At 68.5% G+C, this 18,596-nt stretch carries 16 protein-coding genes and 4 pseudogenes; 8 read left to right on the forward strand and 12 right to left on the reverse strand.

Translation table 11 applies throughout. The annotated features are described in order from the left end of the window. Together ACZ7OO_RS43245 and ACZ7OO_RS43250 are read right to left on the reverse strand one after the other, a co-directional pair. On the reverse strand, nt 1-624 hold a 624-nt coding region (locus ACZ7OO_RS43245), incomplete at its 3' end, for a hypothetical protein (RefSeq protein ID WP_471512883.1). A 213-nt stretch (nt 625-837) separates the two neighbouring features. Then, the gene (locus tag ACZ7OO_RS43250) at nt 838-1,122 is read right to left on the reverse strand and encodes a hypothetical protein (protein WP_471512884.1); all 285 of its coding nucleotides are present in this window, start codon (nt 1,120-1,122) and stop codon (nt 838-840) included. A 934-nt stretch (nt 1,123-2,056) separates the two neighbouring features. On the opposite strand from ACZ7OO_RS43250, the pseudogene ACZ7OO_RS43255 reads away from it, so the two are divergent. Both ACZ7OO_RS43255 and ACZ7OO_RS43260 read left to right on the forward strand, forming a co-directional pair. Further along, nucleotides 2,057-2,633, forward strand: a pseudogene (locus ACZ7OO_RS43255) (transposase); the annotation flags it as partial. Between the two features lie 73 nt (nt 2,634-2,706). Beyond that, nucleotides 2,707-3,126: a DUF5959 family protein gene (locus tag ACZ7OO_RS43260; protein WP_471512885.1), complete on the forward strand. Its 420-nt coding sequence runs from the start codon at nt 2,707-2,709 to the stop codon at nt 3,124-3,126. Between the two features lie 171 nt (nt 3,127-3,297). Here ACZ7OO_RS43260 and ACZ7OO_RS43265 read toward each other — a convergent pair whose 3' ends face one another. The 3 genes from ACZ7OO_RS43265 to ACZ7OO_RS43275 form a co-directional block, all read right to left on the reverse strand. Then, nucleotides 3,298-4,284, reverse strand: coding sequence for an SMP-30/gluconolactonase/LRE family protein (locus ACZ7OO_RS43265; protein WP_471512886.1), 987 nt, complete (start codon nt 4,282-4,284; stop codon nt 3,298-3,300). An 80-nt stretch (nt 4,285-4,364) separates the two neighbouring features. Further along, complete coding sequence (locus ACZ7OO_RS43270; RefSeq protein ID WP_471512887.1) at nt 4,365-4,685, reverse strand: NIPSNAP family protein; 321 nt, start codon at nt 4,683-4,685, stop codon at nt 4,365-4,367. Between the two features lie 30 nt (nt 4,686-4,715). Beyond that, nucleotides 4,716-5,681 carry an NADP-dependent oxidoreductase gene (locus tag ACZ7OO_RS43275; RefSeq protein WP_471512897.1) on the reverse strand — a complete coding sequence of 322 codons (966 nt, stop codon included), beginning with the start codon at nt 5,679-5,681 and terminating at the stop codon, nt 4,716-4,718. A gap of 128 nt (nt 5,682-5,809) precedes the next feature. Between ACZ7OO_RS43275 and ACZ7OO_RS43280 the strand changes: the two genes are divergently transcribed. After that, nucleotides 5,810-6,790: a GlxA family transcriptional regulator gene (locus ACZ7OO_RS43280; protein ID WP_471512888.1), complete on the forward strand. Its 981-nt coding sequence runs from the start codon at nt 5,810-5,812 to the stop codon at nt 6,788-6,790. A 725-nt stretch (nt 6,791-7,515) separates the two neighbouring features. On the opposite strand, the gene ACZ7OO_RS43285 is transcribed toward ACZ7OO_RS43280, so the two are convergent. Further along, nucleotides 7,516-7,956: a hypothetical protein gene (locus tag ACZ7OO_RS43285; RefSeq protein WP_471512889.1), complete on the reverse strand. Its 441-nt coding sequence runs from the start codon at nt 7,954-7,956 to the stop codon at nt 7,516-7,518. Nucleotides 7,957-8,663: 707 nt separating this feature from the next. Continuing rightward, nucleotides 8,664-9,443 carry a transposase family protein gene (locus tag ACZ7OO_RS43290; protein WP_471512898.1) on the reverse strand — a complete coding sequence of 260 codons (780 nt, stop codon included), beginning with the start codon at nt 9,441-9,443 and terminating at the stop codon, nt 8,664-8,666. 45 nt (nt 9,444-9,488) lie between these two features. On the opposite strand from ACZ7OO_RS43290, the gene ACZ7OO_RS43295 reads away from it, so the two are divergent. Further along, nucleotides 9,489-9,806, forward strand: a complete 318-nt coding sequence (locus ACZ7OO_RS43295) for a tyrosine-type recombinase/integrase (protein ID WP_471512890.1) — start codon at nt 9,489-9,491, stop codon at nt 9,804-9,806. A gap of 178 nt (nt 9,807-9,984) precedes the next feature. On the opposite strand, the gene ACZ7OO_RS43300 is transcribed toward ACZ7OO_RS43295, so the two are convergent. After that, nucleotides 9,985-10,605 (reverse strand): TetR/AcrR family transcriptional regulator, encoded by a 621-nt coding sequence (locus ACZ7OO_RS43300; RefSeq protein ID WP_471512891.1) that lies wholly within the window; start codon nt 10,603-10,605, stop codon nt 9,985-9,987. Between the two features lie 132 nt (nt 10,606-10,737). On the opposite strand from ACZ7OO_RS43300, the gene ACZ7OO_RS43305 reads away from it, so the two are divergent. Both ACZ7OO_RS43305 and ACZ7OO_RS43310 read left to right on the forward strand, forming a co-directional pair. Then, nucleotides 10,738-11,661, forward strand: coding sequence for an SDR family oxidoreductase (locus tag ACZ7OO_RS43305; protein ID WP_471512892.1), 924 nt, complete (start codon nt 10,738-10,740; stop codon nt 11,659-11,661). 154 nt (nt 11,662-11,815) lie between these two features. Continuing rightward, the gene (locus ACZ7OO_RS43310) at nt 11,816-12,808 is read left to right on the forward strand and encodes an alpha/beta hydrolase (protein WP_471512893.1); all 993 of its coding nucleotides are present in this window, start codon (nt 11,816-11,818) and stop codon (nt 12,806-12,808) included. Nucleotides 12,809-13,429: 621 nt separating this feature from the next. Here the strand turns inward: ACZ7OO_RS43310 and ACZ7OO_RS43315 are convergent. The 3 genes and pseudogenes from ACZ7OO_RS43315 to ACZ7OO_RS43325 form a co-directional block, all read right to left on the reverse strand. After that, nucleotides 13,430-14,585: pseudogene (locus tag ACZ7OO_RS43315) on the reverse strand (tyrosine-type recombinase/integrase). Beyond that, a complete protein-coding gene (locus ACZ7OO_RS43320) occupies nt 14,585-14,773 on the reverse strand; it encodes a helix-turn-helix domain-containing protein (protein WP_471512894.1) in 189 nt (62 codons plus the stop codon). Before ACZ7OO_RS43320 ends, ACZ7OO_RS43315 begins: the two are co-directional and overlap by 1 nt. Further along, nucleotides 14,770-15,610 (reverse strand): annotated as a pseudogene (locus tag ACZ7OO_RS43325) (replication initiator). The gene ACZ7OO_RS43320 and the pseudogene ACZ7OO_RS43325 overlap by 4 nt, the downstream one beginning before the upstream one ends. A 136-nt stretch (nt 15,611-15,746) precedes the next feature. On the opposite strand from ACZ7OO_RS43325, the gene ACZ7OO_RS43330 reads away from it, so the two are divergent. Together ACZ7OO_RS43330 and ACZ7OO_RS43335 are read left to right on the forward strand one after the other, a co-directional pair. After that, on the forward strand, nt 15,747-16,175 hold the full coding sequence (locus tag ACZ7OO_RS43330; RefSeq protein ID WP_471512895.1) for a hypothetical protein: 429 nt from the start codon (nt 15,747-15,749) through the stop codon (nt 16,173-16,175). A 752-nt stretch (nt 16,176-16,927) separates the two neighbouring features. Continuing rightward, nucleotides 16,928-17,080, forward strand: a complete 153-nt coding sequence (locus tag ACZ7OO_RS43335) for a hypothetical protein (RefSeq protein WP_471512896.1) — start codon at nt 16,928-16,930, stop codon at nt 17,078-17,080. A 76-nt stretch (nt 17,081-17,156) separates the two neighbouring features. Here the strand turns inward: ACZ7OO_RS43335 and ACZ7OO_RS43340 are convergent. Continuing rightward, nucleotides 17,157-17,863 (reverse strand): annotated as a pseudogene (locus ACZ7OO_RS43340) (endonuclease/exonuclease/phosphatase family protein); the annotation flags it as partial. Nucleotides 17,864-18,596 lie beyond the last annotated feature (733 nt).

Below are 18,596 nucleotides of genomic sequence, written 5' to 3' on the forward strand. Positions count from 1 at the left end.
CAAGCCGCTGGCCTGGCAGTCCGGAGTCCCCGCCTCGGTGCACCCGGCGGGCAGGGGATCGCCGGTGGAGCTGAAGCTGAACGTGGTGGGCTGCCAGGCGGCCTTCGTGGGCGTTCCCGGGCTGCCCACTGGGGGGAAGTCCGGGTTGGTGACGACCGGGGTGGGGGGCGGGTTTCCGTCCAGCCTGAAGTAGCAGGGTGCGGTCGGATTCGAGTACGCCGTCCCGTCGTACGTCGACGCGTGCCAGCCGTAGGTGTGCCCGTCCGCCAATGGCAGCGGGTCGTACACGGATTGGGAGAGCACCGGCAGCCCGGCGGCGGACCCGTCCGCCGCCTGCGAACCGTCCACGTCCCACGCGTGGACGACCCCCTGGTACGTCACTCCGTTCACCGTCGGCCGCGGTACGCCGATGGAGACGGTCATGCCCGCGGGCGGCGGACTGGACACGGTGGCCCAGGCCGGGCTGCTGTCGCTGCCGCAGTTCGCACCGGCCGGCACCGTGGGCGTCGGCAGTGCCGGGTCGATCGGGGTCTCGTCGGCGGCTGCTGCCGCCGGTAGCGCTGCCATCACCGCGCCGGCCAGCAGAAGCGCGAGCCAGCCGCGTTGGTGCACGGTTCGATTCACAGGTGTCTTCATTTCAGGCTGGGCCGGGACGGTCAGTGTCGAGTGCCTGTGCTCGCGGCGGGGTCAACGCGCATGGCTCCGGTCGTGCACACGGCGGTTGCCCGTCTTTCCGGCACACCCGGCCGTCCTTCCCCCGTTGCTGCGGCACAGAACCGCAGAGCACGCGGAGCGTAACACCGCCTCGGACGACCTCAGCGGTCCTTGATCAACCATTTACTGGATGGGGTACTTGGCTGTCCACACGTCTTCCGCGGCGCCCCTGCCGATCGTCTGGCCGGCCAGGCGGTCTTCCGCTCCGCCACGCAGCAGCCCACGGCGTTCCGCTACGGCGGGTCCGTGTCCGTCGTGGGGGTGGACGGCACGGCAGGGCTCGGGAAGACCGCGCTCGTCGTATGCGCCGCTCGTGAGATCCGCCGCAACTACCCCGACGGCTGCCTGTTCGTGGATCTGCGCACACAGCATGCGAGGGCAGAAGTTCTCGCCACCGTTGTCGGCCATGCGGTGGAGCTCGGCGAGGCAGACCATGCCTGCTGGACCGCCGAGATGCCGACTCGGCCCCGTACCTCAAGGCAGGCCGCGTCGCCGAGGAACACGAGCAGTGCCGGGCCGCGCAGGCGATCGAGAGGCGCGAGGACCGCGCATAACTCGTCACTGAGTCGGCTCATGGGGTGTCCTCGCGGAACGGATTCAGCACACATGGGGACGGGAAACCCCGTGAACACGCGAGAACTACGGAGGGGTGTTTCCCCAGGCCAGAACCCTGTCGTCTACGTTTCCGCAGGTCACAGCCCCGCCCAGAGAAAACTCCTAAAGCGGGTGTCGCAGGTTCGAATCCTGCCGGGGGCACCATGCCTGAACAGGCACGATGCGCCAGAAAGGCCCCTCGGAATCGTCTCCGAGGGGCCTTTTTGCCGTGCATGGGAACGAACATGGGAACGCGCCCCCAAGGGCATCCTGCGTGGGAATCATGGCGACTCCCCCGGATTCGTCCCCATCTCGCGCGGCCGCCGTTGGCACGCCCCCGTCCGGCGCCCTCAAGCCCGACGAGGGCCCCGCGGTCGTCCTCTACGGCACTCTCCGACCGCCTGCCGACGTCACGCGCGCCGCCGTTCGCAACTGGCGGCCCAGGCCTCGATTCAGCGATCTCTGGAAGCCTTTGTTTTCGCTCTGCTTCAGGCAGCAGCCCGCGAGCGCCGGTAGTCGGCGAGGCCGCCAGCGGCCCACAACGGGACCAGTAGCGGGAGTTCGGTGCGCGAGACGGCGCCACTCACGCACCGCAGATCGAGCCTCGACGAGGGAGTCGGCGGCCTCGGTGGAAGAGGCTCATAGGTGACCTCGATGACCAAACGGTCAGGGGACGTCCAGTGTCTGGACGAGCTCGCCGACCTCCGCACGCCAGGCACGGACCTGCTCGTAGGTGGGGCCGATCTCGCGGGACTGCGCCCGCCGGGGCATGCGCGCCCCGGTGCTCGCGGTCGGGGAAGGCGCCCTGGGCTTTTGGAAAGCGCTGGGCGAGGTGTTCCCCGGAACCCGCGAGCAGAGGTGCTGGGTTCACAAAACGGCCAATGTCCTCGACTCGATGCCGAAGTCCGCGCAGCCGGGCGCGAAGAAGGCCATGCACATCTACGATGTCGAGCACCGCGACCATGCCGAGGCGGCGATCAAGACGTTCGCCCAGCTCTACGGCGCGAAGTTCCCCAAGGCGGTCAAAAAGATCACCGAAGACCAGGATCAGCTGCTGGCGTTCTACGACTTCCCGGCCGAGCACTGGATCCACCTGCGCACCACGAACCCCATTGAGTCGACTTTCTCCACCGTCCGGCTGTGGACCAAGGTCACCCGCGGCGCCGGCTCCCGCACCGCCGCCCTGGCCATGGTCTTCAAACTCATCGAGTCCGCCCAGCAGCGGTGGCGGTCCGTGAATGCGCCCCACCTCGTCGCTCGTCCGCGCCGGATCTCGCTTCGAACGCGGACACCTCGTCGAACGCCTCGAAGCCCACGCGGCCTGACACACCTCAGCCGACCCTGTGTCCGTGCCGACGATTAGTTTTCGGCAACATGCGCGAGTCGGGAGGGGCAGTCATGGCTGAGGATCCGATCGATCTGATCCGCCTGGAGGGGGATGGCAATAGCGTCATTCTCCGGGTCACGGGGAAGGAGGAGCGGAAGCGTCCCACCGAGGCCGATGTCCTTATCGGAGAGTTCGTGGTCGATACGCCCTTCGTCGGTGGCACCCTCAAGACCTGGATCTTCCCCAAGGACCTGCGGCAGTGGCAGCAAGCCCTGGACTCGCTCGACGCGGGCCAGGACATCGCCTGGTGCGAGGGAAAACGCGCTCCGTGGCTGTTCATCGAGCTCGACGAAGACGACGACCGGTGCCAGGTCACGATCAAGGACTATTCCATGTCCCTGACGACGGTGACGGTCACCGTCCCACTGGCCGACGCCTGTTCGACGACGCGTACCGGCGCCTGGACTTGGTCTGGGAGACCTGGCCCATGACCGAAGACTGAACCATGGCCGACGAACGAGTTTGCCAGCCTGAACTGCAGGCGACCGCCGATCACTGCGACAACTGCCGCGCTCGGTCGGCGTGCGGACGGCACGCCGACGCCGCCCCCGGCGAGGCCGGGGAGCGGCGAAGTGTGAGGCCGTGGCTCCGGCGCTGCACGGTCAGCTGCCCTGCAACCCCGCGAGGTTGATCCGGCCGCCCTGCAGCTGCGGGTGGTGCGGGGCGGCAAGCGAGGCGTCGGTGATGTACAGCTCGTGGCCGCGCACGGCGGTGGCGGTGGGGCTGGCCAGCCCGTCGGCCGCAGTGAGCATGGTGACCTTCGTGCCGTTCGGGTAGACCACGTCCACCTTGTTCTGCGTGTTCAGCGCGGTGAACACAATGTCGGAGCGGGCAGAGAGGAAGTTGAAGTCGTCAATGCCCACCTCACCACCGGTCACCTGGTGGATGCGGCCCGGCTTCCCGGCAGCGGTCACGGGAACCCGCAGCAGGGTGCTTTTGTTGAAGTTCGTGACCCATACCGCCCCGTCGTGGTAGCGAAGCCCGTTGACGCCTATCGGTATCGAAGCCGTCGGGACCGGCGCGAGAGCCTGGTCGGTCAGCCACGTTCTGGCTTGGCCCCCTGTGACCGGGACGGCCCAGATCGTGCCCTTGTAGCTGTCGGAGACGTAGAGTATGTATCCGGAAGGGTCGATCGCGAGCCCGTTCGGCAGGCCGTCCGCGGGCAGGGCCGCGAGGCGGCTGGGGTGGCCGCCCGGGGGCAGCTTCCACACTCCTGCGCGCGAGGCGTCCTTGGACCACACGTTGTAGTAGATGGTCCCGTCGCTGCCACGGGTGTTCCCGGTGAAGCCGTCACCGAGGACGCCGGTCACCAGCACAGTCTTGTGCTGCCCGTTGGCGCTCACCCGCACCAGCTCCGGCCGCTTGCCGGCGTAGCTGCCCAGCATCGAGACCGTCAGGGTGCTGTCCGGGTTGACGGTGATGTTCTCCGGTACCTCCCCGGCGGACCAGTCGAACGGGGCCACGGTCTTGACGTCCGTGACGACGGGCTTGGGGTGTTCCCGCCCCGCGGCGGCCGACGCGTAGGGGGCCGACACGAAGACGGCCGCTGCGGCAGCTACGGCCGCAGCGAGGTTGAGTTTCTTGCTCATGGGTTGGGTTCCTTCTCTTCGCTGTTGTGCTGCGCTGTGCGGTGCGGTGCGGGTGGCGGATGAAGCGGCCGCAAGCCAGGTCATCGCAGGGGTGAGGCCGGGGTGGGGACCACGCGGGTGACGACGGACTTCTCGGGGATCAGCAGGTCGTAGACGACCGGGCCGATCTCGTTCTTCCAGCAGTCGTGCTCGTACACGGCTGTGTACAGGGCCTCGCTCTGGGCTTCGTCCTCGAACCGGCGGATCCACACGTAGCCGTCCTCGTCCTCGGCGTCGACGAAGGAGGCGGTCACGTCCATGCCCAGCGAGGCCTGGAACGGGATGACCACGTCCTCCATGTAGCGCACCCACTCCTCGCGGCGTCCGGGCTGCGCCTGGTAGCGGCGGATCTCGTAGTACACGGTGCTGCTCCTGACGGTTTGCAGGGATGGTCAGTCGGTCACGGTGAGGACGACCTTGCCGCGGGTGCGGCCGGCCTCGACGTGGGCGTGGGCCGCGCCGGCCTGTTCCAGCGGGAAGGTCTCCTCCACCTCGACGGCGACCTCACCGGCTTCGATCAGGTCTGCGATCGTGGCCAGCGCGGGACCGTCCGGCTCGACCAGGTACGCGGTGACGCGCACGCCGGCTGCCTCGGCAGCCTGGGCCAGGTCCGGGGAGACACCGGCCGGGATGGCGACCAGCAGGCCACCGGGGCGCAGGACCTTCAGCGAGCGGGTGCTGGTCTGGTCGTGGGCGTCGCCCACCAGGTCGATGACGACGTCGACGTCCTTGACGACGTCCTCGAAGCGGGTGGTGGTGTAGTCGATGGTCTCCTCGGCGCCGAGTTCCTTGAGCCAGGGGCGGCGTGCTTCGCTGGCGGTGGCGATCACGTGGGCGCCCAGGTGCCGGGCGAACTGGACCGCGAAGTGGCCCACCCCGCCGGCGGCGGCCGTGATCAGGACGCGCTGGCCGGCCTGGACGTGGGCGGTGTCGACCACGGTCTGCCAGGCGGTCAGTGCCGCCAGCGGCACGGCGGCCGCGTGCACGTGGTCGAGGGTGGCCGGCTTGCGGGCCCACTGGCGGGCCGGGGCGGTCACGTACTCGGCGTAGCCGCTGGCGGCGCGCGGGAACCACGGCATGCCGTAGACCTCGTCGCCGACCTTCAGGGTGGTGACGCCGAAGCCGACCTCCTCGACGACACCGGACACGTCCCAGCCGAGGATCAGCGGGAGCGTCTGCAGCCCCGCCATGCCCTGGCCCTCGCGGGTCTTCCAGTCCACCGGGTTGATCCCGGCGGCGTGCACCCGTACCAGCACCTCGGTCGGCAGCGGCTCGGGGCGCGCGACCTCCTCGACGGTCAGCACCTCCGCTCCGCCGAACTCGCTGATGGTGACTGCCCGCATGGTGTGCTCGCTCATGTTGTCCTCGCTCATGTCCGTCTCACTGTTTCTTGTGCCGGGACCGCGGTCCCGGCACAAGAAACAGTGGCGTGTGCTCGCGGAGGCGGGTGAGTGGCCGGGAGGACATCCGTCGTACCATTCTGGCCATGACGCATCGTGTTGTCGTTCTCGCCCTCGACGGAGTCCAGCCGCTGGACCTGGGCATCCCGGCCCGGGTGTTCAACGAGGCCTGTGAACCGGATGGGACCCCTCTGTACTCTGTCAGCACCTGTTCCCTCGGCGGCCGGCCGGTGCGCACGCACGAGGACTACCGGATCGTCGTCGACCACGACGAGTCGGTGCTGGAGACCGCGGACACCGTCGTTCTGGCCACGCAGGAGCCCAGCGAGCAGCTGCTCGCGACCGGCGCGCTCCCCGAGGAACTCGCCGCGGCGCTGGACCGGATAGGGCCGCAAACCCGCATCGTCAGCCTGTGCACCTCGGCCTTCCTGCTCGCGGCGGCCGGTCTGCTGGACGGCCAGCGGGCCACCACCCACTGGGCGCTGTGTGACGCGCTGGCGCGGCTGTTCCCCGACGTCGAGGTCGATCCGGACGTATTGTTCGTCGACAACGGACGCATCCTGACGTCCGCCGGCGGAGCGGCCGGCATCGATCTGTGCCTGCACCTGGTCCGTCTGGACCACGGGGCGGCGGTGGCCTCGGCCGCCGCGCGGCGCTGCGTCGTGGCGCCGTGGCGCGAGGGCGGGCAGGCCCAGTTCATCGAGCACCCGGTTCCGCAGGACACCGACCGTTCCACTTCGGCGACCCGGCAGTGGGCGCTGGACCGGCTGGCCGAGCCGATCACACTGGAGGACATGGCCCGGCACGCGCACATGAGCGTGCGCACCTTCACCCGGCGGTTCCGCAGCGAGGTGGGCAGCAGCCCGCTGAAGTGGCTGGCGCAGCAGCGGCTGGCGCACGCGCGCCTGCTGCTGGAATCCACCGACCTGACCGTCGCACGGATCGCCACCGTCTGCGGCTTCGGCGACCCCGTCGCCCTGCGCAAGCACTTCCACACGTACCTGGGCCTGTCACCCCTGGCCTACCGTCGCGCTCACAGCGCACCGGAGCCGATGACGGCACGGTGACCACCCAGCCGGGTCAGGGCTGACCATGCCCTTGTGCCGTCACGATGGCGAACGCCCCGGCGACCGGCTCGGATGTAGCCAGGCCGCCGGGGCGGGGTGGCGGCCAGGCGGTACGTGACCACAGAACCGCGGTAAGGCGTTCAAACGAAGAAGAGGCGCTCGAGCTCGTCGCTGCCGGGCCGGCCGGGTGTACAGGGTGCGGCCGTCTTGGATGACTTTCTCCAGGTGGGCGTAATCTGCAGGGCCCGGTTCGTGGTGTCGGTCTTGCTGTCGCCGGTGAGCTTGACGGCCTGGTCCAACACCGCGGCCGCGGTCCAGCACCCGCTCCGCGATCGCCAGTTCATCCCGCTCGGCCTGGACCTCCTGGAGTTGCTTGGCCAACTCATCGGCGAGAGCGTCCAGTCGCTCCGGCGGGCGGTGATCCACTGCCGCTCCTGCATCCCCCGCGCCCTCCCGCCTTCTCACGGCGTGTCGACCTGCCGACGGATCGTAGGCGGGGGCCGGTCGTGGGCGCAGCCGAACCCTGCATCCCGCCGGAGCCAGACCTGCCCGATGATCTACGCCATGGTCATCGGCCGCCGACCGGCACGAGTACCCAATTCACCATTCACACCAGACCCGTGACCTGCGACTTCACGATGCACACCGCTCAATGAGGCTGGGGGCTCGCCACGGGCTTGATCCACAGGTCTTGACTATTGCTCACTGCACCGGATCGTCGACGACTATGAAACCGAACGGGCTGTCGGCCGTGACGGCGCGGGGCAGGAACAGGGACAGCGCGAGGAGTGCAGTTCGCCCTGGCTCATGACGCCGAGCGCCGAGGCGTCCTGGCCGTCGACGGAGACGTCCATGACGAGCTTGCGTACGGTGGCCTTCTCGCTGCCGCGCAGACTCACACCGTTGAGGTGGATGTTGCTCTCCTGGCGAAGCTTCTCCCAGATGCGCTGCGACTGGTCGGCGAAGCCCTCCATACGCCGCTCCCGCAGCTCGGTGCTCAGTGCCTTGAGCCAGGCACGGGCCCGTCGGATGTCTCTCAGCCGGGGATCGCTCTCCTTCGCGGCACGGGCCCGCTCCGCCCAGCCGGCCAGGCGGGTGACGAGCCGGCCCAGCGTTCGTCCCGCTTCTCCAGCTCCCTCGTGGCGTGCTCTCTCACTGCGGTGCAAGCGTCAGCCAGCGTCCCGGCCGCCTCGTGGGCGCGCCGGACGACGCGCGCCCACATGTGGATAGGGCCGGTGGCCATGAGGCGATCACCGCAGAGCGCGGCCCACGGTCAAGACGATGCCTCCGGCGGGGGATCGGCCGGCACCGGGATGGAGGGGGCGCCGTTCGCGACCGCGGGCCCGTAGTGGCGTGCGCGGGGAGCTCCCATCCCGTCCACCATCGACCCAGGCAGAGCCGAGCAGACGCGGCCCATGGCGTCCAGGTCGTTCGTACAGTTGCGCGCTCCACCTGGACGCCATGAACCACGCCAGCTCCACGGTGTGTGGGTCGACGGCGGACGGGATGGGAGCAGGGGTGAGCGGTGGGATGGAAGGACTGGGCCGGTGACAGGTCCAGGACTGCAGGGGGGAATGATCCGCTCATGCGCATACGAAGAGAGATCCGCTGGATCTTGTGGGGGCTGTGGCTTGCGTGTCTGGTGTTCACAATCTGGTTCTTCGCGGAGGTGATCACGCTGTTGCTGCAGGCCGAGTCCTGGTAGCACGGCGAGGTGTCGTGCCATTCCCGTGCCAGAACGGACGGGGACTCACGGGGAATCGGGGTTCACGAAGGTGCGTACGCCCCACGCCGTCCGACACGGGTCTGGTGTGCGCGGGGTTGTCGATACTCGTGCCGGGCGCGGGTGGATGACTTCGGTGAAGATCGTCGGTCACCGGGAGACTTCGCGGTTCGTCACCAGCAGGGCCCCGACCAGCACGGTTGCCCACTTCGGGTCGGTGCGGACCTTGCCGAGGACCCGCCAGTTCTTGAGATGGGCGAAGCCGTGCTCGACCGGCGCCCGGACGGCGGCGAGCGCCTTGTTGGACAGTTTCTGCCCTCCGGTCAGGGGCCGGTTGCGGGCGGCTCTGTAGCCGGTGATCACCGCTGGGTCGGCGTCAGGGCCGCTGTCGTCGAGGCCGACGAAGCCCAGGTCGGCGATGGCGCCGAGCCCAACCGCCTGCAGTTTCGCGGTGAGCTGGTCGTGCCGGCAGGCGGTGATCTCCGCGGATCGTCCGGGGCGGGCAGCCGAGACCCACAGCAGGCGGCCCCGGTCGTCGGTGAGCGCGATCACCAGCAGGCCATGGCACTTGTGCTTGCCGGAGTAGTTCTTCCGGTTCACCGTGCCGGTGCGCCGCCGAGTCCGTATCAGCGTGCCGTCCAGCAGGACCACCCCGCCACCCTTTCGGGCGATCTTCTTGAGTGCGCGGTCCAGGCGCGGGGCGCGGGCAGCGAGCAGGCCGACGGCTTCGCGCACCCACCGGGTGACGGTGGTGCGGTGCACTCCGTTGCCGCCGGCGAGGTCGCCGGGGCGCTGGTCACAGCGCAGCACCGCCAGCACGATGCCGGCGATCTTCCCCGCGGGCAGGGCCCGCCACCGCGAGCCGATCTTCTGCAAGTGGCCGCGTATCAGGGTGGCGACGTAGTTCAGGGTGGCGCTCGACAGCGGCAGGCGGGCGGTGTAGACAAGGCCGTCAGCGGCAGTGACTTCCTGCTGGTGAACCTCTTCCGTCCGCCGCTCGGAGCGCCGATGCCGCCGGAGGTGATGGGAGAGCTGTTCCAGCGCCTCGGCCGGCGGGCCGGGCTGGCGCGGCGGGTGGGGCCGCACATGGCCCGGCGGGCGTTCGGCTCGAACGTCGCGGACGCGGGCGGTACGCCGGACAAGGTGCAGGCCCTGCTCGGGCACCGGAGCCCGGATTCCGCCGGGCCCTACCGCTTCCCGGATCCGGGCCGGGTACGAGCAGCTGTCGACGTGGTCCCGACACCGTGCGCAGACGCGGATCACCGCACTCAACAGCCGCATCAGCCAGCTTGAACAGCGCAACGTCGACCTGGCGCACGCACTGGAGGAGCGGCAGGCCGACCTCGACGCAGCCCGAGCAGCCAATTGTGATCTGACCCGTGCACTCAACCAAGGGACCTGAGGCATGCCCGTCGGGTTTTGCGCGTGATCGAGGACGCGCGAGACCCCTTACTAAGGGTGCCCACCGCGTTCATGCCGCTCCCTCCGGGCTTGTGAAGCTCACGCCGTCGGTCGCGGCGACATGTTCGGGGGGTGCGGTGAGGTGCCTGATGGTGTCCAGGGTTTCCCGAATGTGCTGGGCGAGGGTGTGCTGGTCGGGGTCGTTGACCCAGCGTTCGAAGGCGATTTTGAACGCGGCGATCCCGATTTCGGCCGCGAGTGCTGCGGTGGTGGCCTCCAGGCCGCGTTCGCGTAGCGCGTGGGCGAGGCTGGAGGCGAATGCGGCAAGTTTGGCCAGTTCGCGTTCCTGGAGTTCGGGGTTGGCGGCGATGACGGTCTGGCGCTGTCGTACCAGATCTTCCCGTTCTTCGAAGACGGGAGCGGCTTCGGTCAGGGCGTGGGTGACCACATCGAGCGGCGGGAGCGGGGCGGGGGCGGTGGCCGTGGCGTCCGCGAGGATGTCGGGGAGGGGGTTGGCGGCCGGGAAGAGCACTTCCCGCTTGTCGGCGAAGTGCCGGTAGAAGGTCCGTTCGGTGACTTCAGCGCGTGTGGCGATCTCCGCGACGGTGGTGGCGTCGAAGCCCTGGTCGTTGTAGAGCTCCAGCGCAGCCTTCTCCAGGCGGCCTCGCGCGTCGGGTTTCCATCGGCTCATGCTCCGATCCTACCCCCGATGACAGAATCTGACATCAGAGTGATGACAGAGGCTGACATCGATTGTATGGTGATGTCACGAACTGACATCAGGCGCCCCGGGTGGGGAGCCCGCAGCAGGAAGGCGCACACCATGCGCGTATTCGTCACCGGAGCCTCCGGACACGTCGGCTCCGCCGTCGTTCCCGAACTCCTTCAAGCGGGACACCAGGTCGTCGGCATGGCCCGCTCGGACAAGTCCGCCGCCGCGTTGACGGCTGCCGGAGCCGAGGTGCACCGAGGCGACCTCGACGATCTCGACGGCCTCGCCGCGGCTGCCGCCGCGGCCGACGGCGTCATCCACCTGGCTTTCAAGCACGAAGCCATGTTCGCCGGCGACTTCGACAGCGCAGTCGCAGCGGATCTGAGTGCCATCGAGACGCTCGGAAACGCGCTCGCCGGCACCGGCAAGCCTCTGGTGACCACGTCGGGAACCATGCTGCTCGCCTTCGCGGGACTGGAAGACGCCGCCACCGAAGCCGACGTGATCGACGCAGGGCCGCGGATCGACGCCGAGAATGCGGTCGTCGCACTCGCGAACCGCGGCATCCGGTCGTCCGTCGTCCGGCTTGCTCCGACCGTGCACAGCACGCTGGACCACAACGGCTTCATCCCGACCCTGATCTCCATTGCCCGGTCCAAGGGCGTCGCCGCCTACGTCGGCGACGGAGCCAACCGCTGGCCCGCCGTGCACACGCTCGACGCGGCACACCTGTACCGGCTGGCGCTGGAATCCGCGCCGGCGGGGTCACGGCTGCACGCCGCCGACGACCAGGGGATCACCTTCCGGGAGATCACCGGGGCCATCGGCCGGGGGCTGAACCTGCCCGTGGTCAGCATCCCGCCGACCGAGGCCGAGGCCCACTTCGGCTTCCTCAGCGTCCACGTCACGGCCGACAACCCGTCCTCGAGCACGCTGACCCAGGACCTCCTCGGCTGGAAGCCCGCCCAGCCCGGCCTCATCGACGACCTCGCCCAGGGCCACTACTTCGACGCCCCGGCCACCACCACACACTGAACGCACCCCGTCTCCATATCCAGGCTCGGGGTGGCTGGTACCCAGCCGCCCCGGCCTGCTCTCGAAGACCTGGAGTGCGGCGACCACCTCGCCGCACCGACGGCCTCACCACCCTCCCGCACCTTGACGCAAACCCCACCCCAAAGGAAGAGCCATGCCCCGCTCCCGTCCCGTGATCGACAACGAACTGGCCGCAGCACTCCAGGCCATGCCGATCGGCCCGAACGGCGTCTTCGACCTGACCGACATCCCCGCCACACGCCAGGCCGTCCGCGCGCTCGCCGAATCCATCGCCGGCACCGTCCCTGACGAACCCACCGTCACCGCCCACGAGATCCAGGTGCCGCGCGCCGAAGGCCCCGACGTCCCGATCCTCCTGCTGCGTCCGCAGAACGCGCCCGGACCGATGCCGGTCCTCGTGTGGTTCCACGGCGGTGGGCAGGTGCTCGGCTTCGCCGCGCAGGACGCCCCTTGGCTCAAGCCGCTGTCCGCGGCACTCGGCTGCGCCATCGCGCTCATCGACTACCGCCTGGCCCCGGAAACTCCCGCGCCCGGCGCCGCCGAGGACGGATACACCGCCTACCGGTGGATCAGCGACAACGCCACCGATCTCGGCCTCGACCCCACCCGGGTCGGCCTGGCCGGCCAGAGCGGAGGTGGAGGCATCGCCGCCGCCAGCGCCCTTCTGATCCGCGACCGCGGCGCAGAAACCCCCCTGTTCCAGCTGCTGATGTACCCGATGCTCGACGACCGCAACACGACCGATTCGAGTCAGGAGATCACCGACATCGGCATCTGGGACCGCTCAACCAACATCCTGGCCTGGCAGGCGATCCTCGGCGACCGCGCCGGCACCGAGGATGTCACGCCCTACCACGCTGCCTCCCGGGCGACTGACCTCGCCGGCCTGCCCCCGACCTTCATCGGCGTCGGTGAACTCGACGTCTTCCGCGACGAGAGTCTCGACTACGCCGCGCGCCTGCGCGCCCACCGCGTCCCGGTCGAGCTGCACCTCTACCCCGGCGCCTACCACGCTTTCGACCTGTTCGCCCCGCAGTCCCAGCTCGCAACGAGCTTCCACCACACCCGGAACAGCTACCTCGCCCGGCACCTCACGAAGGCCCCGGCAGCGCCGACTGACTCGTAACACGCAGGCCTGACGGCGGGCCCCCGTCTGGACACGGACGCGACATCGGCGCTCACGCCACACCTGTTGCACTCGGTATCGTGCGCTGCACCGCCGCTGAGCTGCTTCGCATCCGGGGACGTTCCTCGCGCGACAGTCCGAGCCCCAGAGAACCCGCTGTGCGCTCGTTGCCGGGCGACAGGCCGGCGGAACCGCTAGCCTGTCCTCAGCGGCCCGAGAGGGGGCGCGACGACGGCCGAAGGCCCTGACCCCCTGACGGGGCGGGGTCTTTGTCGTCCCCAAGAGGTCTGCGGTGCTCACCGCTTCGGCCTCCCCGGCTGGCCTCTGCCGACTCCCCCCGCACCCGTTCCCAGGGGTCCGTGGGGGCCCTCATGGGAACGTCATGGGAACGGAAGGCCGAGTAAAGACAGGGAAGGACCGGATGAAGCAGGAAGACTCCGCCCCGCTGACCAGCAGAAATGGTGAAGCCAGGGAAAGGTCAGGACAGACAGGGTGATCAATAGACTCTCTCCTAAAGCGGGTGTCGCAGGTTCGAATCCTGCCGGGGGCACCAGCGCAAAGGCCCCGGACCGATCATGGTCCGGGGCCTTTGACATCTACTTTTGACATCAACGGGGGCGGTCAGCCGCGACCGGGGCGCTTCTTCCTGAGGAGCCGGTCGGTGTGGCTCATGGCTTCCCGCCGGGTGTCCTGCACGACGTGCGTGTACACGTCCATGGTGATGCTGATCTGGGAGTGCCCCAGGATCTCCATCACGACGCGGGGTGCGACTCCGGCCGCCGTGAGGAGCGTCGCGGTGCCGTGGCGAGCGTCGTGCAGGCGGATGACGCGGAGGCCGGCGGACTCGGCGACTCGGGTGAAGGAGCGATAGAGGTTGCGCGGCTCGATCGGCCGACCGCTCCGGGTGGCGAAGACGTAGTCCGACTCCTGCCACCTCTCCCCCGCCTTGGCCCGAGCAGCTGCCTGCCGCATGCGCTGCCAGCGCAGGGGCGCGATGCAGAGGGCGGGCAGCGGGACGGCCCGGCGACGGCGGCTCTTGGGGTCGTCGTCGTACAGGACGCCACGGCGGCGCTGGACCTGGTGGCGGACGTAGAGGACGCGGTTGTCGAGGTCGACGTCCGACCAGCGAAGCCCGACGATCTCTCCCCGGCGTAGGCCCATGGCGATGGCGAGCACGAAGGCCGCGTAGAGCGGATCCTTGCGGGAGGCGGCGAGGAAGTCGAGCGTCTCGTCCAGGGTCCAGGGGTGCAGCTCGGGCGTGTCCGTGCGGGGCGGCTCAACGAGCTTGGCCACGTTGCGCGTGATCAGTTCTTCGCGGCACGCGGAGGACAGCGCAGAGCGCAGAACTCGGTGCGATTCCTTGGCGGTTGCTGCGGTGGTTTCCTTCTCCAGGCGCACGAGGAACCGGCGGACGTCAGCGACGCCGAGGGATTCGAGTCGCTTGGTACCGAGGAGGGGCACCAGGTAGAGCCGGACGTGTGCCTCGTACTTGTCGAAGGTACCGAGCTTCCGGCGGGGCATTGATGACGTTGTCCAGCCAGTACGGCAGCCACTCCGAGAGCTTGGCCGACTTGGTGGGCACAGGCACGCCTTGGTCCACCTTGTCGAGCAGTGCCCGGCGCTTGGAATCGCATTCTGCCCAGTCCTTGCCGTAGGCGAACTTGCGGGCGCGGGTGCCGTCCGGCTGGAGCACGTAGACCGCGCACTGAAAACGGCCGTCCTTGCGCTTGGTGATGGTGCCCGCGCCGTTCGGGTTGCGCTTGCGCTGACTGGCCATCAGGCAGCCTCCTCGATCCGGCCGAGGACGAAGTCCGTGACGGCGTCAGCGGGGATCCGGCGGGCACCGTCGATCTTGATCGAGACCAGGCGGTGCGACCGGATCAGGTCGTAGACCTTGGAGCGTCCGAGCTTCAGCCGGGTCATGACTTCCGGCACGGTCAGGAGTTCAACGGTGGCGGTGGTCATGCTGCGGCTCCTTCACAAGCGTGCTGGTCAGCAAGGGCGTCGCGGGCGGTCTCGCGGTTGAGTTGGAGATCGCGGGCGATGGTTGCGGCGAGGGCGGCTTCGCCCGGGGGTGTGGCCGTGGCCGGCGAACTGCCAGTCGGCCAGGACGAGGACGGTGTCCGGCTCGCGGTCGTCGAGGCCGAGGACGGATGCCTCCTGGGCGGCGCGGTAGTCGGCGCGTTCCTGGCGGAGGGCGCCGAGAGTGGTCGAGTAGGTGCGGGACTTGGACGAGAAGTGCCCGCGGAAGCCGAGCATGTGGGCCCAGGCCCAGAGGCGCCGGTCCGGGTACAGGCTGTCCAGGTCGCGGCACGCGGTGATGAGCCGCCGGGTGTGGTCGGGGACCTGGTGGCGGTCGAGTTCGGCGAGTTCGCCGATGCGGCGGTCCAAGGTGCCGGTGTTCTCTGCGGCCTTGGTGGCGTACTTGGCCACGTACGAGGCGACGGCCTGTTCGGTGATGTCGGAGCCGTCGCCGAAGGCCTTCACCGGACGGACATCGAGCTGTCGGCCCCAGCGGAAGGTACGGGCGGGTTGGCCCTCGGCGGCCGGGACTGACACCGAGGTGTAGGAGTGCGTGGCGGCGGCGTGTAGCGCGTCCGTGAGGAGGTCGGTCGTGGCCCAGGCGGGCGGGGGTGTCCCGGGACCCTCCGGGCCGTCGAGGCGTACGACGGCGTGGAAGTGCAGGGCTCCGCGCTTCTGGAATTCGGCGACCTTGCCGTAGGAGACGCGAAGGTGTTCGGCGAGTTCCCGGCGGGGCAGGCCGGAACCACGCCCGCTCCACGGTGTGTGGGCCGACGGCAGACGGGATGGGAGCCAGGGACAGTGGTGGGCAAAGCGGGTGGGGGTAGCTCAGCTTGGTAGACCGCAGGCCAAAGATCGCGGAACCGTGTTAGCTTTTCAGGCCTGCTTCACCTGAAGCAGCATCAAGGGGGCATGAATGAAGCAGAAGTTCGCCGTACGCGCCATGGCCATCGCCGCGGCCTCCGCGGGACTTGTCATAGGTCTCACTGGCAGCGCGCAGGCTGAGGATGGCTACACCAACGGGGCGTACATAACCTCGCAGCATCAGTCATTCGCGGGCTGCGTGGGCGACCTCCAGGCGGGAACCGGCATCAGCAACGGCAGCCAGTACGCCCGCGGCATGTTCATCCTCAATACGAGCACCCGCGGCCAGGAGTGCCAGGGCTGGCTCCAGCGGAGCACCGACGGCGGCAAGACCTGGTCCAACCTCGGGGACATGCACTACGGCCTTAACGGCACAAACCAAGGAACCTCCTACTACTACGACGGAAGCGGCTACCTCGCACGCGTCTGCGTGGGTGACTTCCTCTACTACAACTCGTACTCCTGCGGCAGCGGCTGGTAAGCCACCATCGGACTCTACGGGGAAATAGCGCTGTGCTCGTAAAGCGGAATCCCCGAAAATAAGTAAAGCCATCACGGCGAGGAGTCCTCTGCACCGCAGGCAAGCGACTCCTCGCCGCTGCTTTCAGCGCCGCCAGGGGAAAGCGGAGCGCGAGCGGCAGGGCCCGGCACGGATCAGCGGGATTTTCAGCACCTACGGGAGCGACCCGCATGGCATGGGTGGGAGGAGTCGAACCTCCGCATCGCAACTTTGGAGACTGCCGCTCTACCACTGATCCGATCTACCGGCCGTGCCACTCGCGTGCCAGAACAGACGGGGACTGACGGGGAACCGAGGCTCGTGGGCGTGCTTCCCCGGGCCGTCTTTGGGCCGTCCGACGGTGGCCAAAGGCGACAGATGACGACAGTTGTCCAACGGCTCTCCCCCAGGTCAGAGGGGCATCATTGAGCATCGGTGCAGGTCCCAACCGCCGGACGTAAGTTGAGGAACTACATGCCGAGGGCGGCCATGCCCCGGATTCGAACCGGGGTTTCCGCATCGGGGCGAACCCGAGTGCGACGTCTTGGGCCGCTAATACTCCAGTACGGTTTCGTGATCCACGGCTGGAGGTGCAGTGGTCCGGCCTTCTGTCGTCCGACTTCCACCGGAGACAGTGGAACCTTCTGCGTCGCCTCCGTGCGGACGAGGTATTGAGGAACACGTTCCCATCGATCACGCACGGTGCCGTCCGCCTGTGTCTGGATCCGTTTCCGTTGCTGGACGGAACGAAGCGTCAGGTCCTGGTGTACGAACCGGAAGAGGACCGTTACGAGGTCATCCGCCCCGGGGTGCCCGGGGCGGACTGGGTCGAGGTGCCGACCGGTGATCTGATCGCCTACCTGCGAGCTGCCTTGAACCACGAGTGATCTCGACAGATCGATGAGGTCGAACCCCGCCAGACAACCCCTGGCGAGGTTTCTTGCACGCAAATCGGTGTGCGGTTCAGGACCCGGATGTGCCGATGTCCCAACGTGCGGCGACCGGCAGGTGATCACTGCCGGCTCTCGGCAGCGTCCACGAGCTCACCGGCTCGATGCCCTGGACCATGATCTGGTCGATCCGTGCCATCGGGAACGAGGCCGGCCAGCCGAAGCCGCTGCCCGCCGCGCCCTGTGTGGAGCGCATCTGGGAAGTGACGCCGTTGAGGGAACGACCGTTCATCGTGCCGTTCAGATCGCCGAGCAGCACCTTCCGATTCAGCGGCTCGCGGGAGACGGCCTCGCCCAGCGCACCGCGATCGCGTCGCGCTGCCGGGCCGTGAACCCTGCCTCCAGATTCACCCGCACCGACGGCATGTGGGCGACGTAGAACGCGACCTGTCCCGCGGGCGTGGTCACCGTGGCGCGCATTGCGCGTGTCCAGCCCAGCTTGATGTCGACGGCCCTCACCCCGGTCATGGGGTGCTTGCTCCACAGGCCGACGGTGCCCTGCACCAAGTGGTATCTGTACGTCGACGCCGGCGCCTTCTCGTACACCGGAACCGCTGACGCGATCAACTCCTCCAGGGCCACCACGTCCGCGCCGGACGCGGCCACGTCACGGGCGGTGCCGGAGGAATCGGAGTTGTTGGCGTTGACGTTGTGCGTGGCGACGGTCAGGTCGCCGCCGCTGCCGGTCTTGTCGGTGAGCAGCCCGCCGAAGAGGTTCAACGACCTACTGTGACCGCGATCGGTCCGTCCCACCCAGCAATCGGCATTGACTGGTAGCACCATGGAGAGAAGCTTTCGTAGGCACCAGCACGGCACCTCGTAGTGCCACCCGTGCCAGGAAGGGCCCCTGACAGCCTCGCTGACAGTCCTCGCCGGAACGGATTCAGCACACATGGGGACGGGAAACCCCGTGAACAGGCGAGAACTACGGAGGGGTGTTTCCCGGGCCAGACACCCACCAGCCGATATTTTTGCAGGTCACAGCCCTACTCAAGGAAAACTCCTAAAGCGGGTGTCGCAGGTTCGAATCTGCTGTGTCCCGGGCGTGTCATCAGCTCCAGACCTGTTGCCTGCGCCTCGGAATGTCGTGGAGGTTTAGCTCGCCTGTGGCGCCCACGGGCCTCCGGAACGGCCTGACACAGTCGTCCCGCAAGTTGCTCGTCAAGCCGCCCGGCTGCCACCCGAGCAGACACGTGACCGGTTACGGTCAGGCGCAGCGCACCGCTTCAGGTGGCACGTGTGTTGCACGCGAGGCGCGGTCGGTCAACTTCCGGTCCCGGACGTCGAGCACCCCCTTGGCGGGGACCCGGCACCTCGTGTGTCACTGCCTGACGGTGAAGTACTGCCATGCGCCCCAAGTGCTGAGGTTGCCGGTGTCCTTGCTGCTGTGGACGTACTCGGCCCGCATACGGAACTTGCTGGTGATCGCATTGGTCAGGCTCAGCGTCGCATA

It is taken from the genome of Streptomyces sp. NPDC111744, from assembly GCF_055634995.1.